Here is a 21,893-nt window from a genome sequence, read left to right as displayed (position 1 = left end):
AAATTATTTGATTAGTGTACAAAATAGCTAACACAAACTAGCTGTAGTTTCGTAATAACACTAAATATAAAAAAAATGGAAGAATAATTTACTAAGTTATTGTTTTTAAGTTGATCCTTGTTTTATATGGGGGTGATAATAACTTCTGATTACTAGTTTTTACCTTAAATATACCGATTGAAAGATTCATTTAAAGGCTATGAATACATGAGTTTTACAGTTTGGCTAGGTCAGCATGAGTACTTTTCACAAGATTTAAGATCGACCATGAACGTGATTAAGTTATAGGGGATTGATGAAATAGTTTTTATGAATTTCTGGCTTTCTGGGCTGATTTTATCAAATTCATGTCTATGCAAAATTGCGACATATTTCTCGTGCTGGTAGTTATCCAGAGTTTGGTCTGCATCTATCCATAGTGCAGACCTTTTTTTGGTGACAGTTTTTTCTTAGTGATTTTCGATCTGGATGTAGTGATTTCACGTTTGCAGAATATATCTTAGCGGTGATCCATCTAATATTCGTGATTATAAAGAGAGCTAATTCACAGGTTCTACAGATTATGTAGCGACTAACTATATCAAAGTCTATTTGCAGTTGATGGTTGGCGCTTAGTTTATATTTACGCTTAGGTTTCAGTTAAAAAATCAATATTCTGTTGAATCCGTGATTGAATCATCTGTAGGGTAGATTCTCGAATTTGATGGGGATACAGGCGCTGCGCAATTTGACTAAATTGAAGTGCAATTTCACGCATGGTCAAGATGATCTCATCGACTTCTAGAGTAGTCAGATTAGCTTCTGAAGTACCGAGTTTATGTATGTCATTTCGGGAAATATTGAGCGCTTCTCCCATAATGTCCATTTGATGATAACCACCTGGACCCTCGCAGAAGGTCACATCATAGGCTGGAGCCAATTTCCATTGACCATTTTTCTCCATGAGAAATGAAAAGTTCTTAGTATGGTCATCCCGATTATTGAAAAGCACATTAAACACAGCACGTTTAAAAGCATGCAATCTTTCTCGTACATCTTGCGTACACATCAAGGTTGCCCGGAGAAAATTGCGATAGTCTAGGCTACCTGGAACTTTATAGTCTGCTCCTGTATATGCAGCCAAACTCTGCATTGGAATCCGCATACCATTTTGACGATCGAATCGTTTAGAAGCAAAAGCCGTTAAACCATTGGGCAAATTAAAGAAATGGGTATCTGGAGTCTCAATTGCACAAAGTCGCAAACATTCTGCATAGACGGCTTCAATGGCGCAGACTTCAGGATGCTCTTGCTGAGCAGGAAACTTAATCAGCCAGGCTTCATGTTGATCAGAATCTTGAGTCGAAAACTCTAAATTGACAGGATCTCGGTAAACCAACGCTTTTGGTCTGGCACCTTGAGGGGAGCCACCCATGACCAATAAATGCTGTAGAAATTCACCACCTTCACCTTTGAGTACTTCTTGAACTTCCTGGGCCAGTTGTTGTAAAGGGATATTTTCTGAGGTTTGCATGTCAGCAACACAAGGTTCAAAGGAGAGGGCACCCATTGCGTGACTACTAATATAGGTCAGACGCTCCAAAGGTCCAATTCGTGCTGAATTTAAGCCAATTTTTTTGAAATATCGATCCATCAACATCATGCCCCAACCATCTGGTAAAGCGTCATAGACTGGACCTGGGAGTCCCATTTGATGAGTAGGAAAACCTTGTCTGAATGGTAGACCTTTTAAAGGCAGCAAGTAAGAAGAGAGCTCAACACCTTGCTGTATTGCTTCTGGACTATATTCAAAAGCAATGGTGGGTCTACCTGTCGTGGCTGTTGAACTAATCAGCGTTCCCCATAACCATGATTCGCCCCAACCGTTGTAATAAACATTAAGTCTATTGAGCATTATCCCTTCCTCTTAATACGGTGGCGCTTACTTTGACTCTCATAGCGAAGAATGTCATTCACACTGTTAAGCTGAGGTTTAAATAGTTCCTGAAGTTCGTTTAATCGACCCAAGACCATTGCAATACGGACTAAATTTTCAACAGATACATTTCGTCCCGCTTCAAGATTCGAAACTGTATTCACGCCGACACCAGCGCGTGCTGCTACCTCAGCTTGAGACATCTCCAGAAAGAGTCGTTGCTTACGTAAACGCTCACCTAAAAGAGTCACAACTTCTTCTGGTTTAGTGAAATATAAATCCATTAAATTGGGTCTTAAGAATGAATAATTTAATTAAATCACAAAATAATGGAATTAATCTATAGCTATAGTGTGGCTAAGGAGGGCTTTGTTGCACAGCACATCAGAAGGGTAGGTATAGTCCTTGGGTATCGGTTACAGAAAATCATCAGGATGTACTTTGACTGATTGTTGATACGGAGATTTCAGTATTTTCATTTTTCCTAATAGGTCACATTACTTAGAAAGGGTTCTTCGAAAATTAGTTCATACTTTAAAAATCCTATAAATATTGAGGATATTTTCTTAATGCTTTCAATATAGCATGCGGCTATATGTAACTCGAACGGGCTTAATCTGCCTTTCAGTATAAATTTTTTGGGCGTGAGAGGGGAGAGGTGTGAGGGCAAGCAATTTATATCGTGGATACTTCTAAATTACTTATGTAATAGAAGGTGGTAAACATGGATTTAGAGGTAATAACACTAAATATAAAAAAATTGGAAGAATAATTTATTAAATTATTGTTTTTATGTGGTTATTGGTGATGTTATGAATAATAATAACTTTTTTCTTGATGAATTTTACCTAAAAAAATTGATCAGATAATTTTCTTTAAATGTCATGCATACATAAATTTGACAGTTTGAAGGGATCGGTATGTGCATTTTTCACAAGGTTAAAGATCGACCATAAATGTGATAAACGGCAGAGGATCATTGAAAAATGAATGGATTTAAACACTACATGTATGCACGAAAAAAAGTATCGCTGCGGTTCTGCTGACAGGCTGTATTGAGCATTGAATGCAAATGATGTAGTAATTGTCTACAGGCTATAGGACCAGCATGAAGAAGAATGAAATGTAGTTGCCAATTTATAACCTTGGTTGAAAAGCATAGCATTGTTATTCGGAGAAGTGAGGTAAGCCATCCTTCTCTTATTCATTTAAAATGATTCTTACTCAACTGATCTCGACTCATGGGCTGGTTCCAATTAGACGGATAATAACTTCCATCCCCTATCTTTTTCTTACCACATTTCTTGCATTTAATCCCTTCTTTGGAGATTTGATTCAGCATCACTGTTGTCGGTTGAATCAAATCAATGACATAGTTCGTTGGTTCAGGAAAAGCAGAAGAGGCTGCTTTATTGCAAAAGAGAACATTCGGATCAAATGGATTGGATTGCACAAAAGCCATGATACAGCCACAGAGTAATTCACCTGCATGTAATCTGTAACATCCATTCAGGTCATCAGACGAAGATTAATCTGAAATTTAAGCACTAAACGCCATAAATCTATGTATGGGCAGACTTTTTTGAGACATATGTTGATAAACATGCGGCAAGTTACATTGCTTAAAAGTCTATCTAAGTTAACGATCTATTCAATTCTGGATAAGTAATCTGAATATTACGATCCTAAATTACCCGAAGAGTATTAAGATTTCTAAGAATCGTGATTGTTGGTTTATTTGGGAAATTAATCAGTGGATTGAAGCAAAGATGATGGCTCATTAAGGATTGTGGGCTTCGACTACTTAAATTTTAGGTATTTTGAATAAAGCATATTTCAAAAATCTTAATTAATGGATTTAAATTACCATAAAAACCTTCAATATTGGCTTGAATCCATTGTTGTTGAGAGTCAATGCGAGACCAATCAATACCATAACCACAATGAGCAATCAGATGCTCAAAGAAAATCCGTTGTGTACGTCCATTACCTTCACGGAATGGGTGTATGACATTAAGCTCACAATACAAGTCGGCAAGTTGAGGAATCAGTTGTTGTGCTGCTAAGCCTTGAAAGTATTTTTTTTCTTGAAGCGGTTTGAGTAGTTTATTGGTTTCAATTTCAATACGGGAAAAATTACAAAAACGGGTGTCACCTTTGGAAATATCGATTTGTCTTAACTTTCCTGCCCAGTCGTATAAGTCGCCAAAGAGCTGCGCATGAATTGATTTTAAGTATTGTAAGTCGTAAGGTGGTTCAGCATATTCAATTAAGTTACTTGCCAATCCAGACAGTTCTAGTTCAGCTTGTTCTAAAATTTGTTCATCATGAATATTGAGTTTGTTCTTTAGGATATTTGTGCCAGGGTAACAATACAGGCTGTCACCCATTTCCCCATATTTATCCATACATGCACCTGACTAAGTTTCGGGTTGCGAATACTTCTTATATTTTTGCAAGATTTCAGCTTTACTTTGTTGAGTTGTTTGAGCTGTCGTTGTAATGCCTTCAAGCTTTAGGCTGGCTTGATAGTTTTGCGCACGTGTCGCTTGAATATATTTTTTTTTCTGTTCAGTGGTTCTGAGCATTTCGAAACTCCATTGATGCTACACGTGAAGTAAGTATAGCAGAGAATCTTTTTGATCAATGCTGCATACACAGCATTTCAAAATGTAATACAACGGTATTGTTTCATGTAATAACAGAAAACTAAAAAAAAGTGGAAGAATTTTTAAAATTTAGACCACCCATGATAAGTAAACCATATGTATTTGTTGATAATTGTAATTTTGAGAAAATTTAGTTGATAAATTAAATGAATTTTAATATACAAAGATATGCTCATTTTTTATATCGATAAAAATGTTAAAATTTGACTATTTAGTAAAAAATATAGAGATATTTATGGGGCAATTTATCATGCCCTTTTGCTTTGAGCGACAAAATGTTCAATTTAAGATAGTAAAAATTAACTCAGAACTACTGAAAATCAAAAAGATTAAACAGAGCCAGAAAGTAGTAGTACAAGCAAAGTTCAAAATAATCTATGTGAAAATTTGGCAAAAAATATTGCTATTAATGCAAACGGAGCCATGCTTACGTGTACATTCTAATTATGTTGCAATCTTACAGTTGATACATAATCTTGATGATTTTATCGAAAAATCACAGCAACACTTGTGCTTTGAGAGAAAAGCTCAGAAAGAGCTGGATGCTAAATTTTTTGCTAGATTTTTTAAGCTGACAAAGAGTTCAATAAAAGATCAACTTTTACCAAATTGTTCAGATCGTAATGAATTTAACCAATGCAATTTGATAAAAAATTAAGCGAAAGCGAATATGCCAAAGATTGAAACAGAAGAGCAATTCTTAGATTTAGCAGAAAAATTCCAAAAAGATTATTGTTTATTACGCAATCATGTTGTGAATACACAATTTGTCGATCTATCAGATGATTTACGTGAAAAAGCCCATGCTCTATATAAGGAAGCACAACAGATATATGGCTATATATCTAGTTCTAGACAATTAGGTAAATATTATTATCTAGCTTCTTTAAGTTATTTTGCATGCCCGACTACTAGTAATACTCAAGAGCTGTCGTCTGAACGTTATTTGATTCTACAAGCGAGTTTTTTAACATATCGGCAGTATCAAGAATTTGCAAAAATTGATAAAGCTGAGAATAAGCAAAAACATGTTTGTGATCTCTTTCGCTATGTATCACGATATGTTCTGGATTCTAATCATGCTGAATTATTTCAAGAATGCAGTGAGCTACTAAATCGCTATGTCATGTACGAACGTAACTTGAAAAAGGAGGATCGTAATCAACTTTTTAATATTAAAGATTTCAAACAAGTACAAGCCATAGAGTATTTATCGGCTCTATTAATAATTTTTAAAAGACTTGATGATCGTCGTGTTGTTCATCGTCAGCGTAAGTCAAAAAAAAGTAAAGTTTTGCAATGGCCGACGAAAAATGAACTCAAAAAATTTCGTGAAATTAAAACGGGTAAGCAAGTAGATATTGGACATAACGCAAAGATCAGTATTTATGATGCCGCTCTTCACAAAGATGAAGAGGGTGAAGTTGATCTATTAGATCCTGAAATGGAGTTTTATTCAGAAGATGAAAAGTCTAAAAATTTAAATTATATACTCAGCGATAATGCGACGCATCTAATGCGGCATCGCCAGCGCCGTCATGCTCCTTTTGTTACAAATCCACATTATTTGGCGCCAGATATACTGAAGCAAATTGTTTATGTGTTGAGAACCGAGTTATCCGGGCACTGGAGGGATGCTGCAATCGCTGCAGCATGTTTATTGTCACTTTTGACGGGATTATCACCCGTCGCACTGATGGATTTTAACGAGCTTATTCAAGATGGAATTTTGATCCAGAATGGTTCAAGTAGACGTCGCGAATATTTACTCAAATTAAATCTTAAAATTACAGAGCAGAAGATTAAGAGCTTAAATCATGTGCGGTGGAATGAAGTGATGACACATCAACTACATTTACCTTCTGCTTGGTTTGACTATATAGAACAAGCATCGAATCCACTAATTTCATCAACACACATTAATACGAAACTTAAGAATTGGCTTGATAATCGGTTTGTAGGTTCGATCACTGTAGAAAAACTGCAGGCTCAATTATATTTTCATATATATTATGAAACATATAATGAATATCTTGCTCATGTAATTGCTGGGCGGGATAGTCAGCATCACATGCCTGGTATCTATTATGGCGGGCTACCGAAAACTCAACTCAGTAGCACATATCTAGCCTTTTTAGAAAAAGCACTTACACCACATTCCACACATTTTACTGAAGACACGGCTGAACTAAAAATATTGCAACAACAATTCAAAGTACAATCTGCATTATCTATAGGAAGGATAGGGAGCCAACTGGCACTTGAACCCAATTTTGTGAAAGAGCAATTCCATATTTTACATAGACATTGTCACGAAAACATCCAAGAAGATAAGCACATTATTAATCAACTTAATGCATATGCGTGTTGGATGTGGCATATCAGTTTGTTGAGTTTGGCAAGTCGGCCTAAAAAAAACCTGTTGGGGAATTTGGATGATTATTGTGTTGAGCTCAAGCTTTTATATGTGAATGATAAAAAAAATAGTAAAGCAAGAAAAGATGGTCGTTTTATCCCTTTATCTGATTTTTTCATAAAAACACTGCAAAATTACACTGCCTTTTTAGAACAAATTATTGAAGCGTACGGTTCATTTTTTAGACAAGTCTTTGCAAAGAAGAAGATAACTGTAAATGATCTTTTTGGTAAGGTCATTTTTAGTAAAGATATCTTGCCGATAACTGTCAAAGAATGGCAGAGCAGGAAAATTAAGTTAATCCCTTTATCGAGAAAATGGGTGAATTCATATATGCAAGGAGTCTTTCCAAAGAATATGTATTCGAATTGGTTACGTCATTTTGACATGAACTTTTTGATGCATGAGCAGCAAGAGGGTAAACCAGCATTAGCTTTTCACTTAATTCAGGCCCTGTATGGTCATGACCAACGTGACCGAGAGGCTTTTCATCCGCATTCTTCACTTATCCCGAATGTCTATGTACAGCAAGCCCGCCAGCAATTGCAAGATAATGTCAAATCTTTATCGATTAAACACTTAGAGCGAAAATAGTTGTATGCAAAAAATCAAAGAACTAATAAAACCACAACTAGATGATCTATTTGTTGATATTCATAAAATGGTGAAAAAGTCGCTAGATAGACAGCCTTCTCCACCTGAAGTATTGACGAAAGAAATGCAGCAAAAACTTGATCAGCAGATCGCTGAAAAATGGCATGACATTAAAGATAGTGTTGATTGTTTGAGTCAAAAGTTGAGCCGAGACGAACAATCAAAACTGATGCAATTTACTGAAGATGAATTTAATAAAAGAAGGAAGCAATTCAACCAGAATGTAGATAAAAAATCATACAGAATTAAGCTAAATCCACATACTAAACGGATCGTACTGCCTAGAAAAATTGAGAGTACAGAGTCACGGTTAGAACAGGGGCATCTACATATCCATGTACTTAAGGAATTAAGGCAGTATTGGCAAGATTCATTTGAATATTGGAATGAACCAAAGTACTTATGGGGAAATTTATGCTTAAGTTTTATATATATTTCAGGCTGTGCAGATGAACAGCATTTGATTGCTATTCAGAAGCAATTGCAGGAGGCCATTGAGCTTGGTACAGATCTGAATTGTTTTCGGTTATACCATTCGGACTACAAAAAAATCACTAATCCATTGTTACTACATTATCGTGTTGAAAACTCTCAATATGGCAACGATGTAGAACAGGGAAAGTTGTACCAATGGAAACATGTTTTTTTTAACCCATATGCGCAGTTCATTTTGCAATATTTAAAAAAGTTGAAAGCTACTCAGAAAGAATTTTGTCTGCAACATTCAGTTGAAGATTGTATTTTAGAAAGCTTGAGTAAGATAGGCAGGAAAAAAAGTCTTGGGGATCTGCAATATCAAATTAAACGCCGTGGATTTCGTGCATTTAATGATGTGCAAATGGTACTCGAATTTAATCCAAACCTCAGCATAGATATATTTTTGAGTAATGTGCTTCAGCAAGAGATTAATACTGTTGCTTTAAGGCCATCCGAATTTAGATTGCTGTGGAATAATGATTACAATCAAGTCACAGAACCAGATAATCGCCCTATTCATTTTGAACAAGAGCAGTTACTTCCTGAAGTTCCGACTGTTCAAAGCAAATTACAAACGATTCCGTATGAGTTGATGTTGTTTGGTCAAAAGAAACGTAAAGGTCAAAAAGTTGAGCGTTTAGATAAAAAGAGGAATAAAGAAGAACGCACGCTACGTTTTTGGCAAGAAACTAGAAGGGTGTTAGAGGAGAAGATAGTTGATGCTAATACGGAGGAAAAGTCTTTAATTGATGCTCAACTACGCTTAATTCACTGGTTAATGCATTTAAAAAAACGAGGGCTTCAATTATCAACTATTGAAAGCTACTTAGGATCGTTTGGCAAAGAATTTATATTTGAGATTTGGCTCAATAAATTAGATTTAAAGCAACAATCCATAGATGACTATGAGGATTTATATCGGCAGCTATTGAAATACAGCAGTGAACGTGATGAAAAAGCAGTTCAACGAGATTCGGTGAAAGGAAAAACCTCTCGTAAGATGCACCAAAGCGCAGAATACCGTTTTGGTCGCCTAAAAGATTTTCATCAATTCTGTATAGAGAATTATGATGCTCCAGGGGTATTGGTGTTACAGAATTCAAGTTTTAAGCATTTACAAATTTGCAATGCACGGCTAGTGAGTCCTTTGCTATTTGGCAAATTATTGGAAAAACTAGAAAATTTAAGTCAAGAGCCAACGGCATCAGAGTGGGTCGATCATCTGAGTTGTTTAAAGCTGATGTATTTACTAAGTTATAGAACTGGACTTCGATTAAATGAAGTTCGTTGTCTTAAAATACAAGATATTATTTGCCCAGAGCTACTTTATAAAGAAAAAGAAAATACAGTTTTTAATAATATCACGCTTCATATCCAAGACAATTCATATCGCCGTCTGAAAACGCGAAGTGCGAATCGTCAAATACCATTGAAAATTGCATTGTCAGAACATGAGTTTTTAGTAGTACAACGTTACATACAACATCGTTATGAGCAATATTTGGTTAATCAGCAGGATGATCTACTTTTTAGTGTGAATCATCGTGTATTAACTGATCAATGTATCAGCAAAATTACAGTAGATTTGTTTAGTCAAATATTAGGTATGCATCATGGCTTTAGTTTTCATACATTACGCCACAGTGCTGCTAACTATCTAGCAATAACTTTGCTCGGTTCAAAAGAAATGATCAAGACCTACACAGATTGTCCTTGGGTAAAAGCAAAAAAGATGAGGGATTTATTGTTTGGTATGAAAGCACGTGCTCAAGAAGAGATTATTCAACATAAATGGCAGGTGCTCGCCTCTTGGATGGGGCATAGCAGTATTGAGCAAACGGCTTCAAATTACCTTCATGTTTTGGATTTATTAGCAGTCGATCGAATTTATAATTCGCCGTGTATCATTTCAAAAAAAGTATTAGAACAGTGTTTTAGTCCAGTGAAGTCAAGTACAGACTACATAAACCTAAATCGTTATACTCAGCAGCAGAAATGGTTTAATTCTTATCAGCAAACACAGCCAGTTACGATGGCTGGCCGACAAGAAAAGAAGTTTAGTATAGAGAAGAGTACTCTGACACCTTTTCAACGTTTGATAAGTTTTAGAGAAGGTCGTTTAAGCGAAGATACCCAAGCTCAAGAATGGATGCAACGATGTCAATGGATGAGCACTAAATGGATGGATCGCCAAAAATTTAATTTAAAAACGAATTATGTTTATAGTAAGAATTTAGAAGAGAGTTGGTTTGATGAACTTTACGAAAAGGCTAAAAAACTGACTCGTCCAGATGAAATAATTCCTCTCCTTGATTTTCATTATAAAGATGATAGGCAGCAAGATGCACTGAAAGAAAAGAACATGGTTAAGGCGCTTAAAATATTATTATTATTTGGAAAACTGCGTAAGAATTTTCTACATTTTCAATGCCGAATGAAAGGTGATGAGCAACAAATTGTTAATTTTATTACTGGTATAGAGCCAATGTTAGGAGATCATCTGTATTTAGAAAAACAAAACTACCCAGTTAATTTGGATGCTCCTGAGCGAACCGTTAAATTTAGTTTTCAAAGAGTTGTCGGCTCTAACAAAAAAAATGTTACTCCGCTGGTTATATTTAATTTAATGTTAAAAATGATGCAAAAAGATGAACTCTGGATCAAATAGCCTAAGCATGTTAAAGGGGAATTGTTTAGAAATTTCCCTGTTTATAAGTAAACTGCCTTTATGAAAAGCACCATGCTGACTTGGATTAATAAGCGGAATGTAGTATCACAGTTTGATCGCTGGATTTACGAAAATGGTGTGAAGATTAGCGGTATGGTAAATCGATGAGCTAAAGTGTTGTAGTCCAAACTCGATCTGACAATTACCCATTTTTTAGTGTGCCCGTCAGGTTAAATTTGAACTGAATTTTTCTCAGCCCAAATTCATTTCCAATCAAGTTATGTTTCAAGTGGCGTGCGAACACTGCACAATTTAATTCACGGTGCCTAAGACAGGTATCAACTTCGGACCAGCCATTCTAGCTTTGCTAATGATTTCCACCAGCTCATCATAAGTCAGTTCAAACTTATCCTCACTATCAAATACATAGACCATATTCTTGCCTTCATGTTCAGGTGGAGTAGGTGGTACAAATCGTTTCGGGATAAGAATTTGTGCGAGTTGTTCGTCAGTTAATTTAAATAAGTGCATGTTTTTATCCTACTCTTGGTAAGTCAGACCATTTGGTTAAATACGAAGGTGATCTAAGGTTTTGATTCATGTGCCATGTGGCTTCTTTATTGTTGGCAATGCCTAGCGTGACGAGATTCTTCCCAAACCGTTCACTGATGGCTTCGACGGCATCTGAAAGCCTTTCTCGCTCTTGCTTATGTGAATAGTCCGTGAATAGATCGGGCACAAACTTGGATTGATCTGTAATTTCGAGCAGCACGATTCCCGCCTTTTTATACTTAAAGCCTTTCTTAAATATCTGATCGATGCCTTTCATCGCGGCCTTGGTGATGAGCAGTAGATCATCCGTATGCTCATGCATTTGAACGACGATGTAAGGCGAGTAGCGCTCTGTATTATCAAAGCGACTGGTTTGGATATACACGCCGATCATCTTGCAGATTGAGCCATCTTCCCGCATTCGTTTCACGGCTCTGGCCACATAAAGCCGAACCGAAGCTTTAATGTCATCCATTTCATACACTGGGTTGCCATATGAACGGCTGCTGATGATTTGCTTCTTCGCTACAGTATCATCACTAAGGTCAATACAAGAAAGGCCCTGTAGCTCAAGCACCGTCTTTTCCATCACGATACTAAACTGCTTTTTGATTTCTTTAGGATTGGCATTGATCAGATCCAGCACAGATTGAACACCCATAGTATTGAGCTTCTTACAGTTCTGTCTGCCTACGCCCCAAACCTCAGACACATCAACCTGCGCGAGTAGCGTTTCTGTAGAGCATGGGTCCATATGGGCCAGATTACAGACCCCATTGAAGAACTTGTTTTTCTTGGCGAGATGATTGGCAATCTTGGCTTCGGTTTTAGAGCGACCAATTCCAATACAGCAGGGTAGGCCTAACCAACGCCAAGCCTTAGCCCTCATGTCTTGAGCATATACAGTCAGGTCAAATAGATGCTCGTAAGCTGTGAGCTTCAGAAAGCATTCATCAATGGAATAGACCTTGTATCTCCTGGTGCAACATAGTCCCCAGGCAGCTCCATAAAGCGCTTGGACATTTCGCCATATAAGGAGAAATTACTGGATAGCACCTGAATGTTATGTTGTTTGATCAGCTCTTTAATTTGGAATACAGGAACACCCATCTTGATGCCTAAGTCTTTCGCTTCCTGGCTTCTGGCCACGGCACAGCCGTCATTGTTGCTGAGCACAATGGTTGGGCGATCATTCAAGGCAGGATTAAACACACGCTCACACGAGACGTAGCAATTATTCACGTCGACTAACGCGAATATTTCATTTTCACTTTGCATGGTTATTCTTCTTTTTATGAGCGGTGATAAATACGCTTTAAATTAAAAGTCACCACACCCCAGATTGATATGGTCTGACTATCATCAGGAATGATGTGATTGTAATTCGAATTTTCAGCCTTCAACCAAAGTTCTGGAAGCGGATAATCTTCATCTCCAAATATTTCTTTGATTTCAGACTTGGACATCTTATTGGTGATCATCAGCCGCTTAATGGTCGAGGCATTGTCATCAATCAGGGCAACCACGATATCGTAATGCTTGGCTTCAATACTGCGATCAATAATGATTGGATCATTAATCTCTAGGCCAGCATCGAGCATGGATTCACTGTCTACATAGGCAATAAAAGTAGAAATAGGGTTGTGAATCAGGAACTCATTCAGATCGAGTGCTTTGTCTTGCTCATCCTTGGTGCTGAAGGCCGGACCTGCAGGAATACGCTCTAAAGAGACGGGAATAGATACTTTGGATTTGGGTAGGACAGCAGTAAGCCCTAATTTTTCAACAAGCTCATTTTGAACAGCGATTTGTTCAAGCACGGTGTTGATGGTAGGACTTGGTTTACCCTCTGGACCCATGAGCTCTTGTAAAGATGACCATGCGTCGTCAGAGAAGTAAATAGGCAACTTCTTAGACATGAGATACTCCTACGCTACGAGGCGTGTTTGGAAGTAGAATTTGTTTAAATAGGATATTACTAACAGCGTTTAAAATTCAAATTTAAAAAGTTGTGGATAAACAAGGATGCGTCAGAATAAGACGTTTTGTTTCTGCTCATCGCGTGGAAATGTGACGAATTCATCGGGCATTTGAAAGAAATATTCATGCGCATGTTCATGATCGGCTGTTAGCCAGTCTTTTCTGTACTGTTCTGGAATAACGATGATGGATCGCTTCTCATCCTTCGGTGCATGGAATTGTTTCATAAAAGGGTGATGGTCCGAATTGATGGTCAACATTGAAAAGGAACGTACCTTATTGCCATTAATCACTGCATCATCATAGATCCCTGCAACAGTAAAAGGCTGATCATCTTTACGCTTGATGGTGTACCAGTGTGGCTTGTCATTGATGTATTTCGGCTCATAAAATTCTTGTACTGGGACTAGGCAGAACTTGCTGTACTTCCAAGCATGTCGAAAGCTAGGCTTATCTGCTACAGACTCAGTTCTGGCGTTATAAGTATGACTGCTGAACTTCAATTCTTTCGCCCAGCTCGGTAGTAATCCAAACTTTGCAATATCAAGCTCTAAGTGATCTGAGCCGTTCAGAATGATTGGAGCATGATAGGAAGGGAATACATGATCCTTAAGCTCAAGATCAAACTGGCTTGTATCGACACCTAAGAGTGTCAAATTTCTTTTATTTGGAAATAGGTAATTTGAGCACATAGCCTGATCACATAACTAAAGAATTTATCTGAAATTGTATACGATGCTTTATGGAACACATGGGATTTATGGTGTCAGTTCAAGTAGGCTATATGAAAAAAGTCATGATGGGGCAAGTTACATTTTCAGTTAAAGTATGACTTATGGGATGCAAAACTACGTTGGGCGTGAAGTCATAAAAAAATTAATCAGGATTTTGCATAAATAGTGCGCCGTAAGGCGCATTATTTTTAAGGAAGGTTTGTATTACTCGACAATATATAACTTATGTTTTTTCTTCGGGGGCTCAACTTTAACTAAAGCATCAAATGTTAATTGATTAAAATCTTCTTCAGAGATTCCAATTTCATCAAGCATTTTATTTTTATCAAAAGATGGTTGTGAGGCTAAAACAGAGATAATTTTGGGCAACATCAAACTCTCATCTCGATGAGTTTCTTCAGGTTCATTAATGTTGTAGCCCAACGAATTGATCTTTATAGAGTTACTACGATTAACCCAATCACTAACTAATCCCAGCTTGTGAGCTTTATAGTTAATAGCCTTCAGGGATGTTCGCCAAATCTTTTTATACTCAATCATATTTTCTAGTGAAAAATAGCGTGGAGCAGTAGAAAGAAATGCATCTGTTGGCATTAAAAATTCAGATGAAAATTGATCCGCTTCAGTTTCGAGAACACGATTATCTTTCTCGACACGAATTTTTTTGTTATGCGTATGCATAACGATATGACCAAGTTCGTGTGCACAATCGAAGCGGGCTCTTTCGGCAGACTTAAATGTATTTAGAAATATGAAAGGGCTACCACTTTCATCATCAAAAAAAGATAGTGCATCAATTTCTCGAATTTCAGTCGGTAATCTAAAGACACGGATTCCCTTTAGCTCACACAACGAAACAATGTTATTAATAGGTTGATTACCTAAAGCCCATAAACCTCTCAACTCTGACGCTAGGTGATCGGCATACTTAGATTCACCCAAAAACTCAGTAATATCTAAATCAGGACGGTGAAAAGTAGGTAACTTTACTTTCTGATTTAAGTACTTGTTAATATTTATTGCTAAAAGAGTATATGCCTCATTAGCTTTTCTATGCTGTGCTTTAATACGAGCAACCGATCTATAGAAGATTTGGTCTGTTTCATGTGGTTGTGTGTCATTACCTGCAAAGAATGACTTGGGTAAATTTAATACACGGCATATATCATCTTGATCATTTTCATTGATTTCTTTATCCACGTCTAAAAGTTGCTTTACCTTAGAGATAGAGCAACTCAATTTTTCTGCGAAATCGGTATTGCTAAGTCCTCGTAATTCTTTAGCAATACGTAAACGATCTTTATTAAACACATTAACCTCAGATTAAACTACAAGCTGAATATCAAAATCATCTGGTTTAATTTCATTAGATGGTTCCAATACTGGCTTAGGATCAGTTTTTACAGGAACTGTATTATCTATTTCAAATGCAATTCTGCAAGTATGGTCACTTGGTAAAATTGAAATTTTTTTCGCTTTTAAGTCCTGTACGAAGCTAGTTGGGTATGCAAATTCAAAAGGAATATTTGGGATATCAATGTCTTTATAGGCTGGATGTGATGCTGAAGGAAAGTATAAAATCCATGTTCTCAATTTTGTCTCATCATCATAAGCAGACTGATTCTCCTTAATATTATTTAATGTCATTAATCCTTTTTCACAGTGTGCTGATACAACTTGATCAGCTAACCCCAATGCAATATTCCCGCTCATAAAGATAATTTGTATTTTCTTTACTGTATTCTCAATTCTTGGCTGGCTGTCATTGTGGAATATCCAAGCAGGATCAGATTGTCGAAGCAGTAAAGCAATCTGTTCTCCAATTTTTCCCCATCGTGCAATAAAGCGTGCACGGTTATAGTGAGTATTTGTTCTATAGTCAGCATCACCGATCATAATTGCGTTTCTGACTAACTCGAGATCAGGTAATCCTAACTGTTTAGCTTTTTTGATAGCATTTTCACCTTTGAAAAAATCACATGGCGTGGGTTCAGAAGGTTGGATTGATTCTTCATCAAGGAGATTTAAATTCATCTTAAAAGTTATCCTAAAGTAGCGAATGTCTTTTTTATAACATCTTTTGATGTTTTAAAAAAGACATTTTTTATAAATGTGTGCTATCTTCACTTACAACTTGATAATAAGAATTTTGGAGAAGAGACGTTGAGTAACTTATTCATTAATCATAAAAATTGTCCTGAATGCGGTGGCCGTATCAAAGGCTATTATTACTACTGTGGGCAGTGTGGTAGTCAAAATGTTGTAAACTGGAAGCACACGGGGATATTTTTGTTGATTGCTGGAAAGATTTTTCTGGTTGCTATGCTTTTTTTGCTAAAAAATTTTGTTCAAATCCATTTTTTTCACAAGTTTCATTGTGCTAATTTTTTAAATAATTCATAGAGGTTGATAGTAAAATGAAAGTTAAAGATTTAATTAAATAATTAGAAGAGTTTGATCTGGAATTAGATGTTTTAATTGCTAATGAAGAGAACAAAATCATTGGCATAAAAACCCTAGCCCGATTCTTTGAAATAAGCTATGTTTCTTTTGTTCATCCAGAGACACAAAGAAATGATATGGAAAGAAATGTTGAATTTACCTTTTTAGGAATGTCGACTAAAGACTCTAGAGTTATTGTTTTTATTGACGTTGTTCCATAATTTTCAAGTAGTCAAAATGAGTATACAATATTCATGTGATGCAAGAAGATACAACTGGATAGGATGGGCCCATAAGTATTTGAAGCTGCCTCGTGTATGATCATGGGGACTGTCCAAACAAACGGCTTTTGAGAGTGCTGCCTGATACGAAAAATAATATCCAAGAGATGCTAGCGGTAAATTTAGTGTAAAATTTAATGCTAGCCATCATTAAAACTTATTTAAAAATATGAAGTTATATCGCACAGATTGGAATATGTTTCCTAAAACGGTTATTGACCGTGGTCTTGGAGATGCAACCTCTCATTACATGTATGAAGCTGCTAAAGCAGGGGATGTTGAAAGTGCGTATATTTTAGCTAAAGATTTAGTTTCGGATGAGGCGATTGCTGAACTAGAAAGAATTATCGATGGTCGGGAAACTATTATAGTACCTGTACATGCTGAGGAAGCAGTCGGTCGTAATATGATTCCTTTAGCTACTTCAGCAGTTATAGCAAAGAAACTTGGGCTTGAAGTTGATACGAATATAGTTCAAGCTATAAAAGTATCAAGAACTGGCGGTGATGGGTGGCATAGATTAGCCAACCCACCAGCATTTGATGGGACAATAAACAATGATAAATGTGTTATTATTGTTGATGATACCCAGACCCAAGGTGGTACTTTTGCAGCATTAAAAGGTCATATTGAAACAACTGGGACGAATAAAGTTATTGGAGCATATGCACTGACGGGTAAACAATACTCATCACAATTAGCTCTAAGTAAAGAAACTCTTCAGCAATTGAGGGATGTATATGGTAATCTTGAAGCATGGTGGAAATCGATTTACGGGTACGATTTCGAAAGGCTCACAGAGTGGGAAGCAAAGTATATCCTCAACTCTCGTAAAACAGCTGACGAAGTCCGAGATAGAATCATTGCGTCAAAACAAACGTGATGCTTATGCACTTATGATGAAAATGAATTAATTATTATGGGTATCCGGAATTTCTGGTTGATCTAATTTTTAACAAATGAAATAGTATATTTCAGTTTAAAAACTTAGGATTAGTCTGCCCATTTTTCCATATACTAAATAAATGTAAGACTGAATAGCTAAAAAGGCTAAATAGTTTTATTTGAGTGTCTTAAAAAGTGACATGACTAATCCTTCCAACATTATTTGGGAGGATTTTTTATTTCTCCCTGAATCAAAATAAAGAAAGAAGGAATCGAATTGTTAAAACAAAAGGAACTAATGGCAAGGGTTAAGGAACTTGTCCAGTCAGATGAACGAATATCTGCTTGTATGATGTATGGCTCTTTTACAAAAGGAGAGGGAGATCAATACTCTGATATAGAATATTACGTTTTTCTAAAAGATGATACAATTTCCACCTTTGATTCAGCAAAATGGCTAAATGAAGTCGCTTCCTACACTTTACTCTATCAAAATGAGTACGGTACGGAAGTAGTAATTTTTGAAAATCTAATACGTGGTGAATTTCATTTCCTTTCCGAAAACGAAATGAATATTATTCCTTCATTCAAAGAATCAGGCTACATTCCTGACACAAAAGCAATGTTTATTTATGATGAAACAGGACAACTAGAATTGTATTTATCAGAGTTGGAAGGTCCGGGACCAAATAGACTTACAGAAGAAAACGTAAATTTTTTATTGAATAATTTTTCCAACCTATGGTTAATGGGGATTAATGTTCTTAAAAGAGGGGAAAATGCACGTTCACTGGAACTTTTATCTCAATTACAAAAAAATATACTACAACTCATTCGAATTGCGGAAGAAAATGCCGATAATTGGTTTAATATGACAAAGAATCTTGAAAAAGAAATTAGTCCTGAAAACTATGAAAAGTTTAAAAAGACTACTGCCCGATTAAATGAATTAGAACTATATGAAGCCTATAAGAACTCTTTGCTTCTCGTTATGGAACTTCGAAATCTCGTTGAAAAACAGTATCAATTAACCATTAGCGATGATTTTTTAGGCAAACTGTTTAATTATATGAACGAATAAATAAAAAGCCTGTATCTCAAGTGATAACTAAGATACAGGCTTTAATTGTTATTTACTTTAAATACATGTTCTCAAAGTGAAAGTATTGATTTTAATGGATTTTTAATAGTTTACTCTTGATAATATTGCGGGCCTGGACGAGAAGACGGTACGCGACATTTTCAACGCCCGCGCCGAATTCCTGGGGCGCTGGCACCGCTTCGAGACGCCCCGCATTCTCGGCATTGACGAGTTGTACCTGAACAAGCGCTACCGCTGCATCCTGACCAACATCGAGGAGAGGACCCTGCTCGACCTGCTGGCCACCCGCCGTCAGGACGTGATGACCAACTACCTGATGAAGATGAAAGACCGGCAGAAGGTCAAGATCGTCAGCATGGACATGTGGAATCCCTACCGAGCAGCGGTCAAGGCGGTGCTGCCACAGGCCCGCATCGTGGTCGATAAGTTCCATGTGGTGCGCATGGCCAACGATGCCCTGGAGAAGGTGCGCAAGGGCCTCAGGAAGGAGCTGATGCCCTCCCAGAGCCGAACCCTCAAGGGTGACCGGAAAATCCTGCTGAAACGCGCTCACGAAGTCTCAAACCGGGAACGCCTCATCATGGAGACCTGGACCGGCGCATTCCCACAACTGCTGGCCGCCTACGAGCACAAGGAACGTTTCTACGGCATCTGGGACGCTACCACACGGCCCCAGGCAGAAGCCGCCCTGGACGAGTGGATAGCCACCATCCCGAAGGGCCAGAAGGAAGTCTGGAGCGATCTGGTCAGGGCTGTAGGCAACTGGCGCGAAGAGATCATGACCTACTTCGAGACGGACATGCCCGTCACCAACGCTTACACGGAGTCCATCAACCGACTGGCCAAGGACAAGAACCGTGAAGGACGTGGTTACTCCTTCGAGGTGATGCGGGCACGAATGCTCTACACCACGAAGCACAAGAAGAAGGCCCCGACCGCGAAGGTCTCTCCGTTCTACAAGAAAACCATCGGTTACGGACTGCCGGACTTCGCAGAGGAACTCAACTACGGGGTCGATCTATCAACCATCTGATAATGGTATCAGGTTGGTGGGGTAAAGGTGCCCCATCAACCATTAAATCCGTATACCCATTATTATTTAATTAAGTTAAAAGACTGCTATATAGCGGTCTTTTTTGTTTTTGAGCTCTACAAATTTTAATGAGTACATATAGTTACTTTTATAAAAATGATAATAAAGGGTAGAGGAGGTCATCTAAGAATTTAAAGCACAAGACTTATTTAACATTGATGACAGAAAAAGTGAGTTGTTGGGAACTTAAAGAAGAGGTGGTACTTATAATGGTTACTAAAATACAAATACTTAAAATATTAAATATATAAAACAATATATTACAAATATATATGATGCGTAGTGTACGCATCATATATATTTTCTTCTATTTTGATATAATGGATCTCGTCAATCCGCTGATAGGTTTCATTTAAATTTCATGAGTCTTACTGAAATTAAAGTTCGCCAAGCTCATTGCAAGGAAAAAACTTGTTTTTTATCCGATGAAGATGGACTTAGCCTGAAGATTGAGCCGACTGGAAGAAAATCTTGGTGCTATCGCTATACAGATCCACAAACAAAAAAACGTCGCCGCATTCAGTTGGGGCTTTATCCTGATTTATCGCTGAAAAAGGCACGACAAGTCAAAGATGACTTTAAAGACAATAATTATTGTTTTGAGTATGATACTGTCTCTAATGTCATCACCTTTCGTAAGGTAGGGGAGGAGTGGCTGCAGTTCAAACTGAAAAATGCATTTAATGATTCACCCCGCTGCGGTGTACTACAGTTAGCAGAAAGATGTTTACAGCAAGATATTTATCCAGACCTTCAGGATTTACCTTTTCAAAACATCAAGCGTTATGACCTGGTTTCAGTAATCAAAAAAATAGAGGGACGCCAAGTAAAAGAACCTGTCAAGAAAGCTTGTAGTTATTTGAACCAAATTTATGACTACGCTGTAGCGATGGGTTATTGTGAATTCAACATCGCGCATGGTTTAAATAAAATCGCCATTAACAGTAAAATCAAGAAGAATTATCCGTATTTGAAAGCGGAGGATATATCAGATTTTAAGAAAAATTTATTAAAATTGGATGCCCATCCGATTATTAAAAAAGCACTGCTGTTCAAATTACATACTGGCGTGCGAGGGGCTGAATTGTTATTGGCTGAGCCTCATCATTTTGATTTAAATGAAAAAATCTGGAAAATACCTGCCTTGCATATTAAACAGTTTCGACGAAAAGTCATATTAGGCCATGAGATTCCCGACTTCTTAGTTCCACTTTCAGATCAGGCTTTAGATATTTTAAAAGACGTCATGCAATGGTCATACGGTGAAAAGTACATTTTTGCTAGCCCACGGAAACATAATCAACCGATTCATTTTAATACATTAAATATGGCTATACGTAAGATGGGCTATGGAAAACATCAATTATCCTCTCATGGACTACGTTCCACTTTTAGTACCATTTTGAATGACTCAGGTTTGTTCCAGGATAACTGGATTGAGGCACAACTTTCACATATTGATAAGAACCGTACCCGTGCCAGCTATAATCACGCTGACTATTTAGCCCAGCGGACTGAAATGATGCAGTGGTGGGGTGATTATTTAAGTACTGCTAAGTGAAAATCGTACTTTTATACATAGACTTAAAACATTATGGGGTTTCAAATGGATAGTAAACAATATACTTGCCGTGTTACATGGTCAGCAGAATATAATGAGTATGTTGGGTTGTGTGCTGAGTTTCCATCATTGTCTTGGCTTGATGCGGATCAGTCTAAAGCATTCTCAGGAATAGAGGAGCTCGTTGCTGATGTTGTCGCTGATATGATTAGCAATAATGAAAAAGTTCCTACACCACTCTCCGGGAAAATATAGTAGGCAGTTTGTTGTCCTTGTTCTCAGTGGTTCAACAAAAACTAGCCCTCGAAGCCGCAGAACGTGGCGTGGACATAAATTGTTGGTGGTGTTTCAAAAAGTATGCTGAAAAAAAGCAGGTTGGATTTTGATAAAATAGAGAAATGCGAATAACTCTAGAAATCAAGTGTCCAGCCTGCCTAAGTGACAGTATAAAGAAAAATGGCACA

Annotated in this window: 18 protein-coding genes and 2 pseudogenes; 9 read left to right on the top strand and 11 right to left on the bottom strand. The window is 37.2% G+C overall.

The genetic code is table 11. The features are described 5' to 3' along the window. Nucleotides 1-628 precede the first annotated feature (628 nt). From FTT84_RS09885 to FTT84_RS09865, 5 genes are all read right to left on the bottom strand, one after another. Nucleotides 629-1,894: a type II toxin-antitoxin system HipA family toxin gene (locus tag FTT84_RS09885; RefSeq protein WP_000934717.1), complete on the bottom strand. Its 1,266-nt coding sequence runs from the start codon at nucleotides 1,892-1,894 to the stop codon at nucleotides 629-631. Continuing rightward, on the bottom strand, nucleotides 1,894-2,199 hold the full coding sequence (locus tag FTT84_RS09880) for a helix-turn-helix domain-containing protein (RefSeq protein ID WP_000366814.1): 306 nt from the start codon (nucleotides 2,197-2,199) through the stop codon (nucleotides 1,894-1,896). Before FTT84_RS09880 ends, FTT84_RS09885 begins: the two co-directional genes overlap by 1 nt. 920 nt (nucleotides 2,200-3,119) lie before the next feature. Further along, nucleotides 3,120-3,377, bottom strand: a complete 258-nt coding sequence (locus FTT84_RS09875) for a hypothetical protein (RefSeq protein ID WP_004726728.1) — start codon at nucleotides 3,375-3,377, stop codon at nucleotides 3,120-3,122. 349 nt (nucleotides 3,378-3,726) lie between these two features. After that, nucleotides 3,727-4,323, bottom strand: a complete 597-nt coding sequence (locus FTT84_RS09870; protein WP_159138897.1) for a putative adenosine monophosphate-protein transferase Fic — start codon at nucleotides 4,321-4,323, stop codon at nucleotides 3,727-3,729. 12 nt (nucleotides 4,324-4,335) lie between these two features. Then, nucleotides 4,336-4,503, bottom strand: a complete 168-nt coding sequence (locus tag FTT84_RS09865) for a YhfG family protein (protein ID WP_002125865.1) — start codon at nucleotides 4,501-4,503, stop codon at nucleotides 4,336-4,338. A 274-nt stretch (nucleotides 4,504-4,777) separates the two neighbouring features. Between FTT84_RS09865 and FTT84_RS09860 the strand changes: the two genes are divergently transcribed. From FTT84_RS09860 to FTT84_RS18240, 4 genes are read left to right on the top strand one after another with little or no spacing between them, the layout of a single operon-like run. Next, entirely contained in the window at nucleotides 4,778-5,242 is a 465-nt protein-coding gene (locus FTT84_RS09860; protein ID WP_000911011.1) for a hypothetical protein, read from the top strand. Nucleotides 5,243-5,254: 12 nt separating this feature from the next. Then, nucleotides 5,255-7,594 (top strand): hypothetical protein, encoded by a 2,340-nt coding sequence (locus FTT84_RS09855; RefSeq protein WP_002058482.1) that lies wholly within the window; start codon nucleotides 5,255-5,257, stop codon nucleotides 7,592-7,594. A 4-nt stretch (nucleotides 7,595-7,598) separates the two neighbouring features. Continuing rightward, nucleotides 7,599-10,799 carry a site-specific integrase gene (locus FTT84_RS09850; RefSeq protein ID WP_002046149.1) on the top strand — a complete coding sequence of 1,067 codons (3,201 nt, stop codon included), beginning with the start codon at nucleotides 7,599-7,601 and terminating at the stop codon, nucleotides 10,797-10,799. Between the two features lie 60 nt (nucleotides 10,800-10,859). Continuing rightward, nucleotides 10,860-10,967 carry a hypothetical protein gene (locus tag FTT84_RS18240; protein WP_372551473.1) on the top strand — a complete coding sequence of 36 codons (108 nt, stop codon included), beginning with the start codon at nucleotides 10,860-10,862 and terminating at the stop codon, nucleotides 10,965-10,967. Nucleotides 10,968-11,111: 144 nt separating this feature from the next. Here FTT84_RS18240 and FTT84_RS09845 read toward each other — a convergent pair whose 3' ends face one another. From FTT84_RS09845 to FTT84_RS09820, 6 genes and pseudogenes are all read right to left on the bottom strand, one after another. Further along, complete coding sequence (locus FTT84_RS09845) at nucleotides 11,112-11,330, bottom strand: hypothetical protein (RefSeq protein ID WP_000550047.1); 219 nt, start codon at nucleotides 11,328-11,330, stop codon at nucleotides 11,112-11,114. Between the two features lie 4 nt (nucleotides 11,331-11,334). After that, nucleotides 11,335-12,629 (bottom strand): annotated as a pseudogene (locus FTT84_RS09840) (Y-family DNA polymerase). Between the two features lie 14 nt (nucleotides 12,630-12,643). Further along, nucleotides 12,644-13,270, bottom strand: coding sequence for a LexA family transcriptional regulator (locus tag FTT84_RS09835; RefSeq protein ID WP_000038641.1), 627 nt, complete (start codon nucleotides 13,268-13,270; stop codon nucleotides 12,644-12,646). Between the two features lie 111 nt (nucleotides 13,271-13,381). Beyond that, nucleotides 13,382-14,023: an SOS response-associated peptidase gene (locus FTT84_RS09830; protein ID WP_005245165.1), complete on the bottom strand. Its 642-nt coding sequence runs from the start codon at nucleotides 14,021-14,023 to the stop codon at nucleotides 13,382-13,384. A 246-nt stretch (nucleotides 14,024-14,269) separates the two neighbouring features. After that, nucleotides 14,270-15,376: an ImmA/IrrE family metallo-endopeptidase gene (locus FTT84_RS09825; RefSeq protein WP_002046586.1), complete on the bottom strand. Its 1,107-nt coding sequence runs from the start codon at nucleotides 15,374-15,376 to the stop codon at nucleotides 14,270-14,272. Between the two features lie 12 nt (nucleotides 15,377-15,388). Beyond that, nucleotides 15,389-16,099, bottom strand: coding sequence for a hypothetical protein (locus FTT84_RS09820; RefSeq protein WP_001052588.1), 711 nt, complete (start codon nucleotides 16,097-16,099; stop codon nucleotides 15,389-15,391). A gap of 858 nt (nucleotides 16,100-16,957) precedes the next feature. On the opposite strand from FTT84_RS09820, the gene FTT84_RS09810 reads away from it, so the two are divergent. The 5 genes and pseudogenes from FTT84_RS09810 to FTT84_RS09790 all read left to right on the top strand — a co-directional run bounded on the left by FTT84_RS09810 (nucleotide 16,958) and on the right by FTT84_RS09790 (nucleotide 21,684). Then, on the top strand, nucleotides 16,958-17,671 hold the full coding sequence (locus FTT84_RS09810) for a phosphoribosyltransferase (protein WP_001986287.1): 714 nt from the start codon (nucleotides 16,958-16,960) through the stop codon (nucleotides 17,669-17,671). 279 nt (nucleotides 17,672-17,950) lie between these two features. Beyond that, nucleotides 17,951-18,754, top strand: coding sequence for a lincosamide nucleotidyltransferase Lnu(G) (gene lnu(G) / locus FTT84_RS09805; protein ID WP_002333496.1), 804 nt, complete (start codon nucleotides 17,951-17,953; stop codon nucleotides 18,752-18,754). A 130-nt stretch (nucleotides 18,755-18,884) separates the two neighbouring features. Next, nucleotides 18,885-19,808 (top strand): annotated as a pseudogene (locus tag FTT84_RS09800) (ISL3 family transposase); the annotation flags it as partial. 421 nt (nucleotides 19,809-20,229) lie between these two features. After that, complete coding sequence (locus tag FTT84_RS09795; protein ID WP_159138898.1) at nucleotides 20,230-21,429, top strand: integrase arm-type DNA-binding domain-containing protein; 1,200 nt, start codon at nucleotides 20,230-20,232, stop codon at nucleotides 21,427-21,429. A 33-nt stretch (nucleotides 21,430-21,462) separates the two neighbouring features. After that, nucleotides 21,463-21,684, top strand: coding sequence for a hypothetical protein (locus FTT84_RS09790; protein WP_001986288.1), 222 nt, complete (start codon nucleotides 21,463-21,465; stop codon nucleotides 21,682-21,684). Nucleotides 21,685-21,893: the final 209 nt, after the last annotated feature.

Source organism: Acinetobacter sp. YH01019, assembly GCF_013420285.1.
GTDB lineage: Bacteria > Pseudomonadota > Gammaproteobacteria > Pseudomonadales > Moraxellaceae > Acinetobacter > Acinetobacter gandensis.
Note: the sequence above shows the minus strand (reverse complement) of the source record. Positions and strands in the feature narration are given on the sequence as shown.

Excerpts from the sequence above, each read along its gene's own strand:
- FTT84_RS09850 (WP_002046149.1), top strand. The coding sequence starts at position 7,599 with ATGCAAAAAATCAAAGAACTAATAAAACCACAACTAGATGATCTATTT.
- FTT84_RS09845 (WP_000550047.1), bottom strand. The coding sequence starts at position 11,330 with ATGCACTTATTTAAATTAACTGACGAACAACTCGCACAAATTCTTATC.
- FTT84_RS09795 (WP_159138898.1), top strand. The coding sequence starts at position 20,230 with ATGAGTCTTACTGAAATTAAAGTTCGCCAAGCTCATTGCAAGGAAAAA.
- FTT84_RS18240 (WP_372551473.1), top strand. The coding sequence starts at position 10,860 with ATGAAAAGCACCATGCTGACTTGGATTAATAAGCGGAATGTAGTATCA.
- FTT84_RS09865 (WP_002125865.1), bottom strand. The coding sequence starts at position 4,503 with ATGCTCAGAACCACTGAACAGAAAAAAAAATATATTCAAGCGACACGT.
- FTT84_RS09830 (WP_005245165.1), bottom strand. The coding sequence starts at position 14,023 with ATGTGCTCAAATTACCTATTTCCAAATAAAAGAAATTTGACACTCTTA.
- FTT84_RS09870 (WP_159138897.1), bottom strand. The coding sequence starts at position 4,323 with ATGGATAAATATGGGGAAATGGGTGACAGCCTGTATTGTTACCCTGGC.
- FTT84_RS09790 (WP_001986288.1), top strand. The coding sequence starts at position 21,463 with ATGGGGTTTCAAATGGATAGTAAACAATATACTTGCCGTGTTACATGG.
- FTT84_RS09880 (WP_000366814.1), bottom strand. The coding sequence starts at position 2,199 with ATGGATTTATATTTCACTAAACCAGAAGAAGTTGTGACTCTTTTAGGT.
- FTT84_RS09820 (WP_001052588.1), bottom strand. The coding sequence starts at position 16,099 with ATGAATTTAAATCTCCTTGATGAAGAATCAATCCAACCTTCTGAACCC.
- FTT84_RS09860 (WP_000911011.1), top strand. The coding sequence starts at position 4,778 with ATGTTAAAATTTGACTATTTAGTAAAAAATATAGAGATATTTATGGGG.
- FTT84_RS09875 (WP_004726728.1), bottom strand. The coding sequence starts at position 3,377 with ATGGCTTTTGTGCAATCCAATCCATTTGATCCGAATGTTCTCTTTTGC.
- FTT84_RS09835 (WP_000038641.1), bottom strand. The coding sequence starts at position 13,270 with ATGTCTAAGAAGTTGCCTATTTACTTCTCTGACGACGCATGGTCATCT.
- FTT84_RS09885 (WP_000934717.1), bottom strand. The coding sequence starts at position 1,894 with ATGCTCAATAGACTTAATGTTTATTACAACGGTTGGGGCGAATCATGG.
- FTT84_RS09855 (WP_002058482.1), top strand. The coding sequence starts at position 5,255 with ATGCCAAAGATTGAAACAGAAGAGCAATTCTTAGATTTAGCAGAAAAA.
- FTT84_RS09810 (WP_001986287.1), top strand. The coding sequence starts at position 16,958 with ATGAAGTTATATCGCACAGATTGGAATATGTTTCCTAAAACGGTTATT.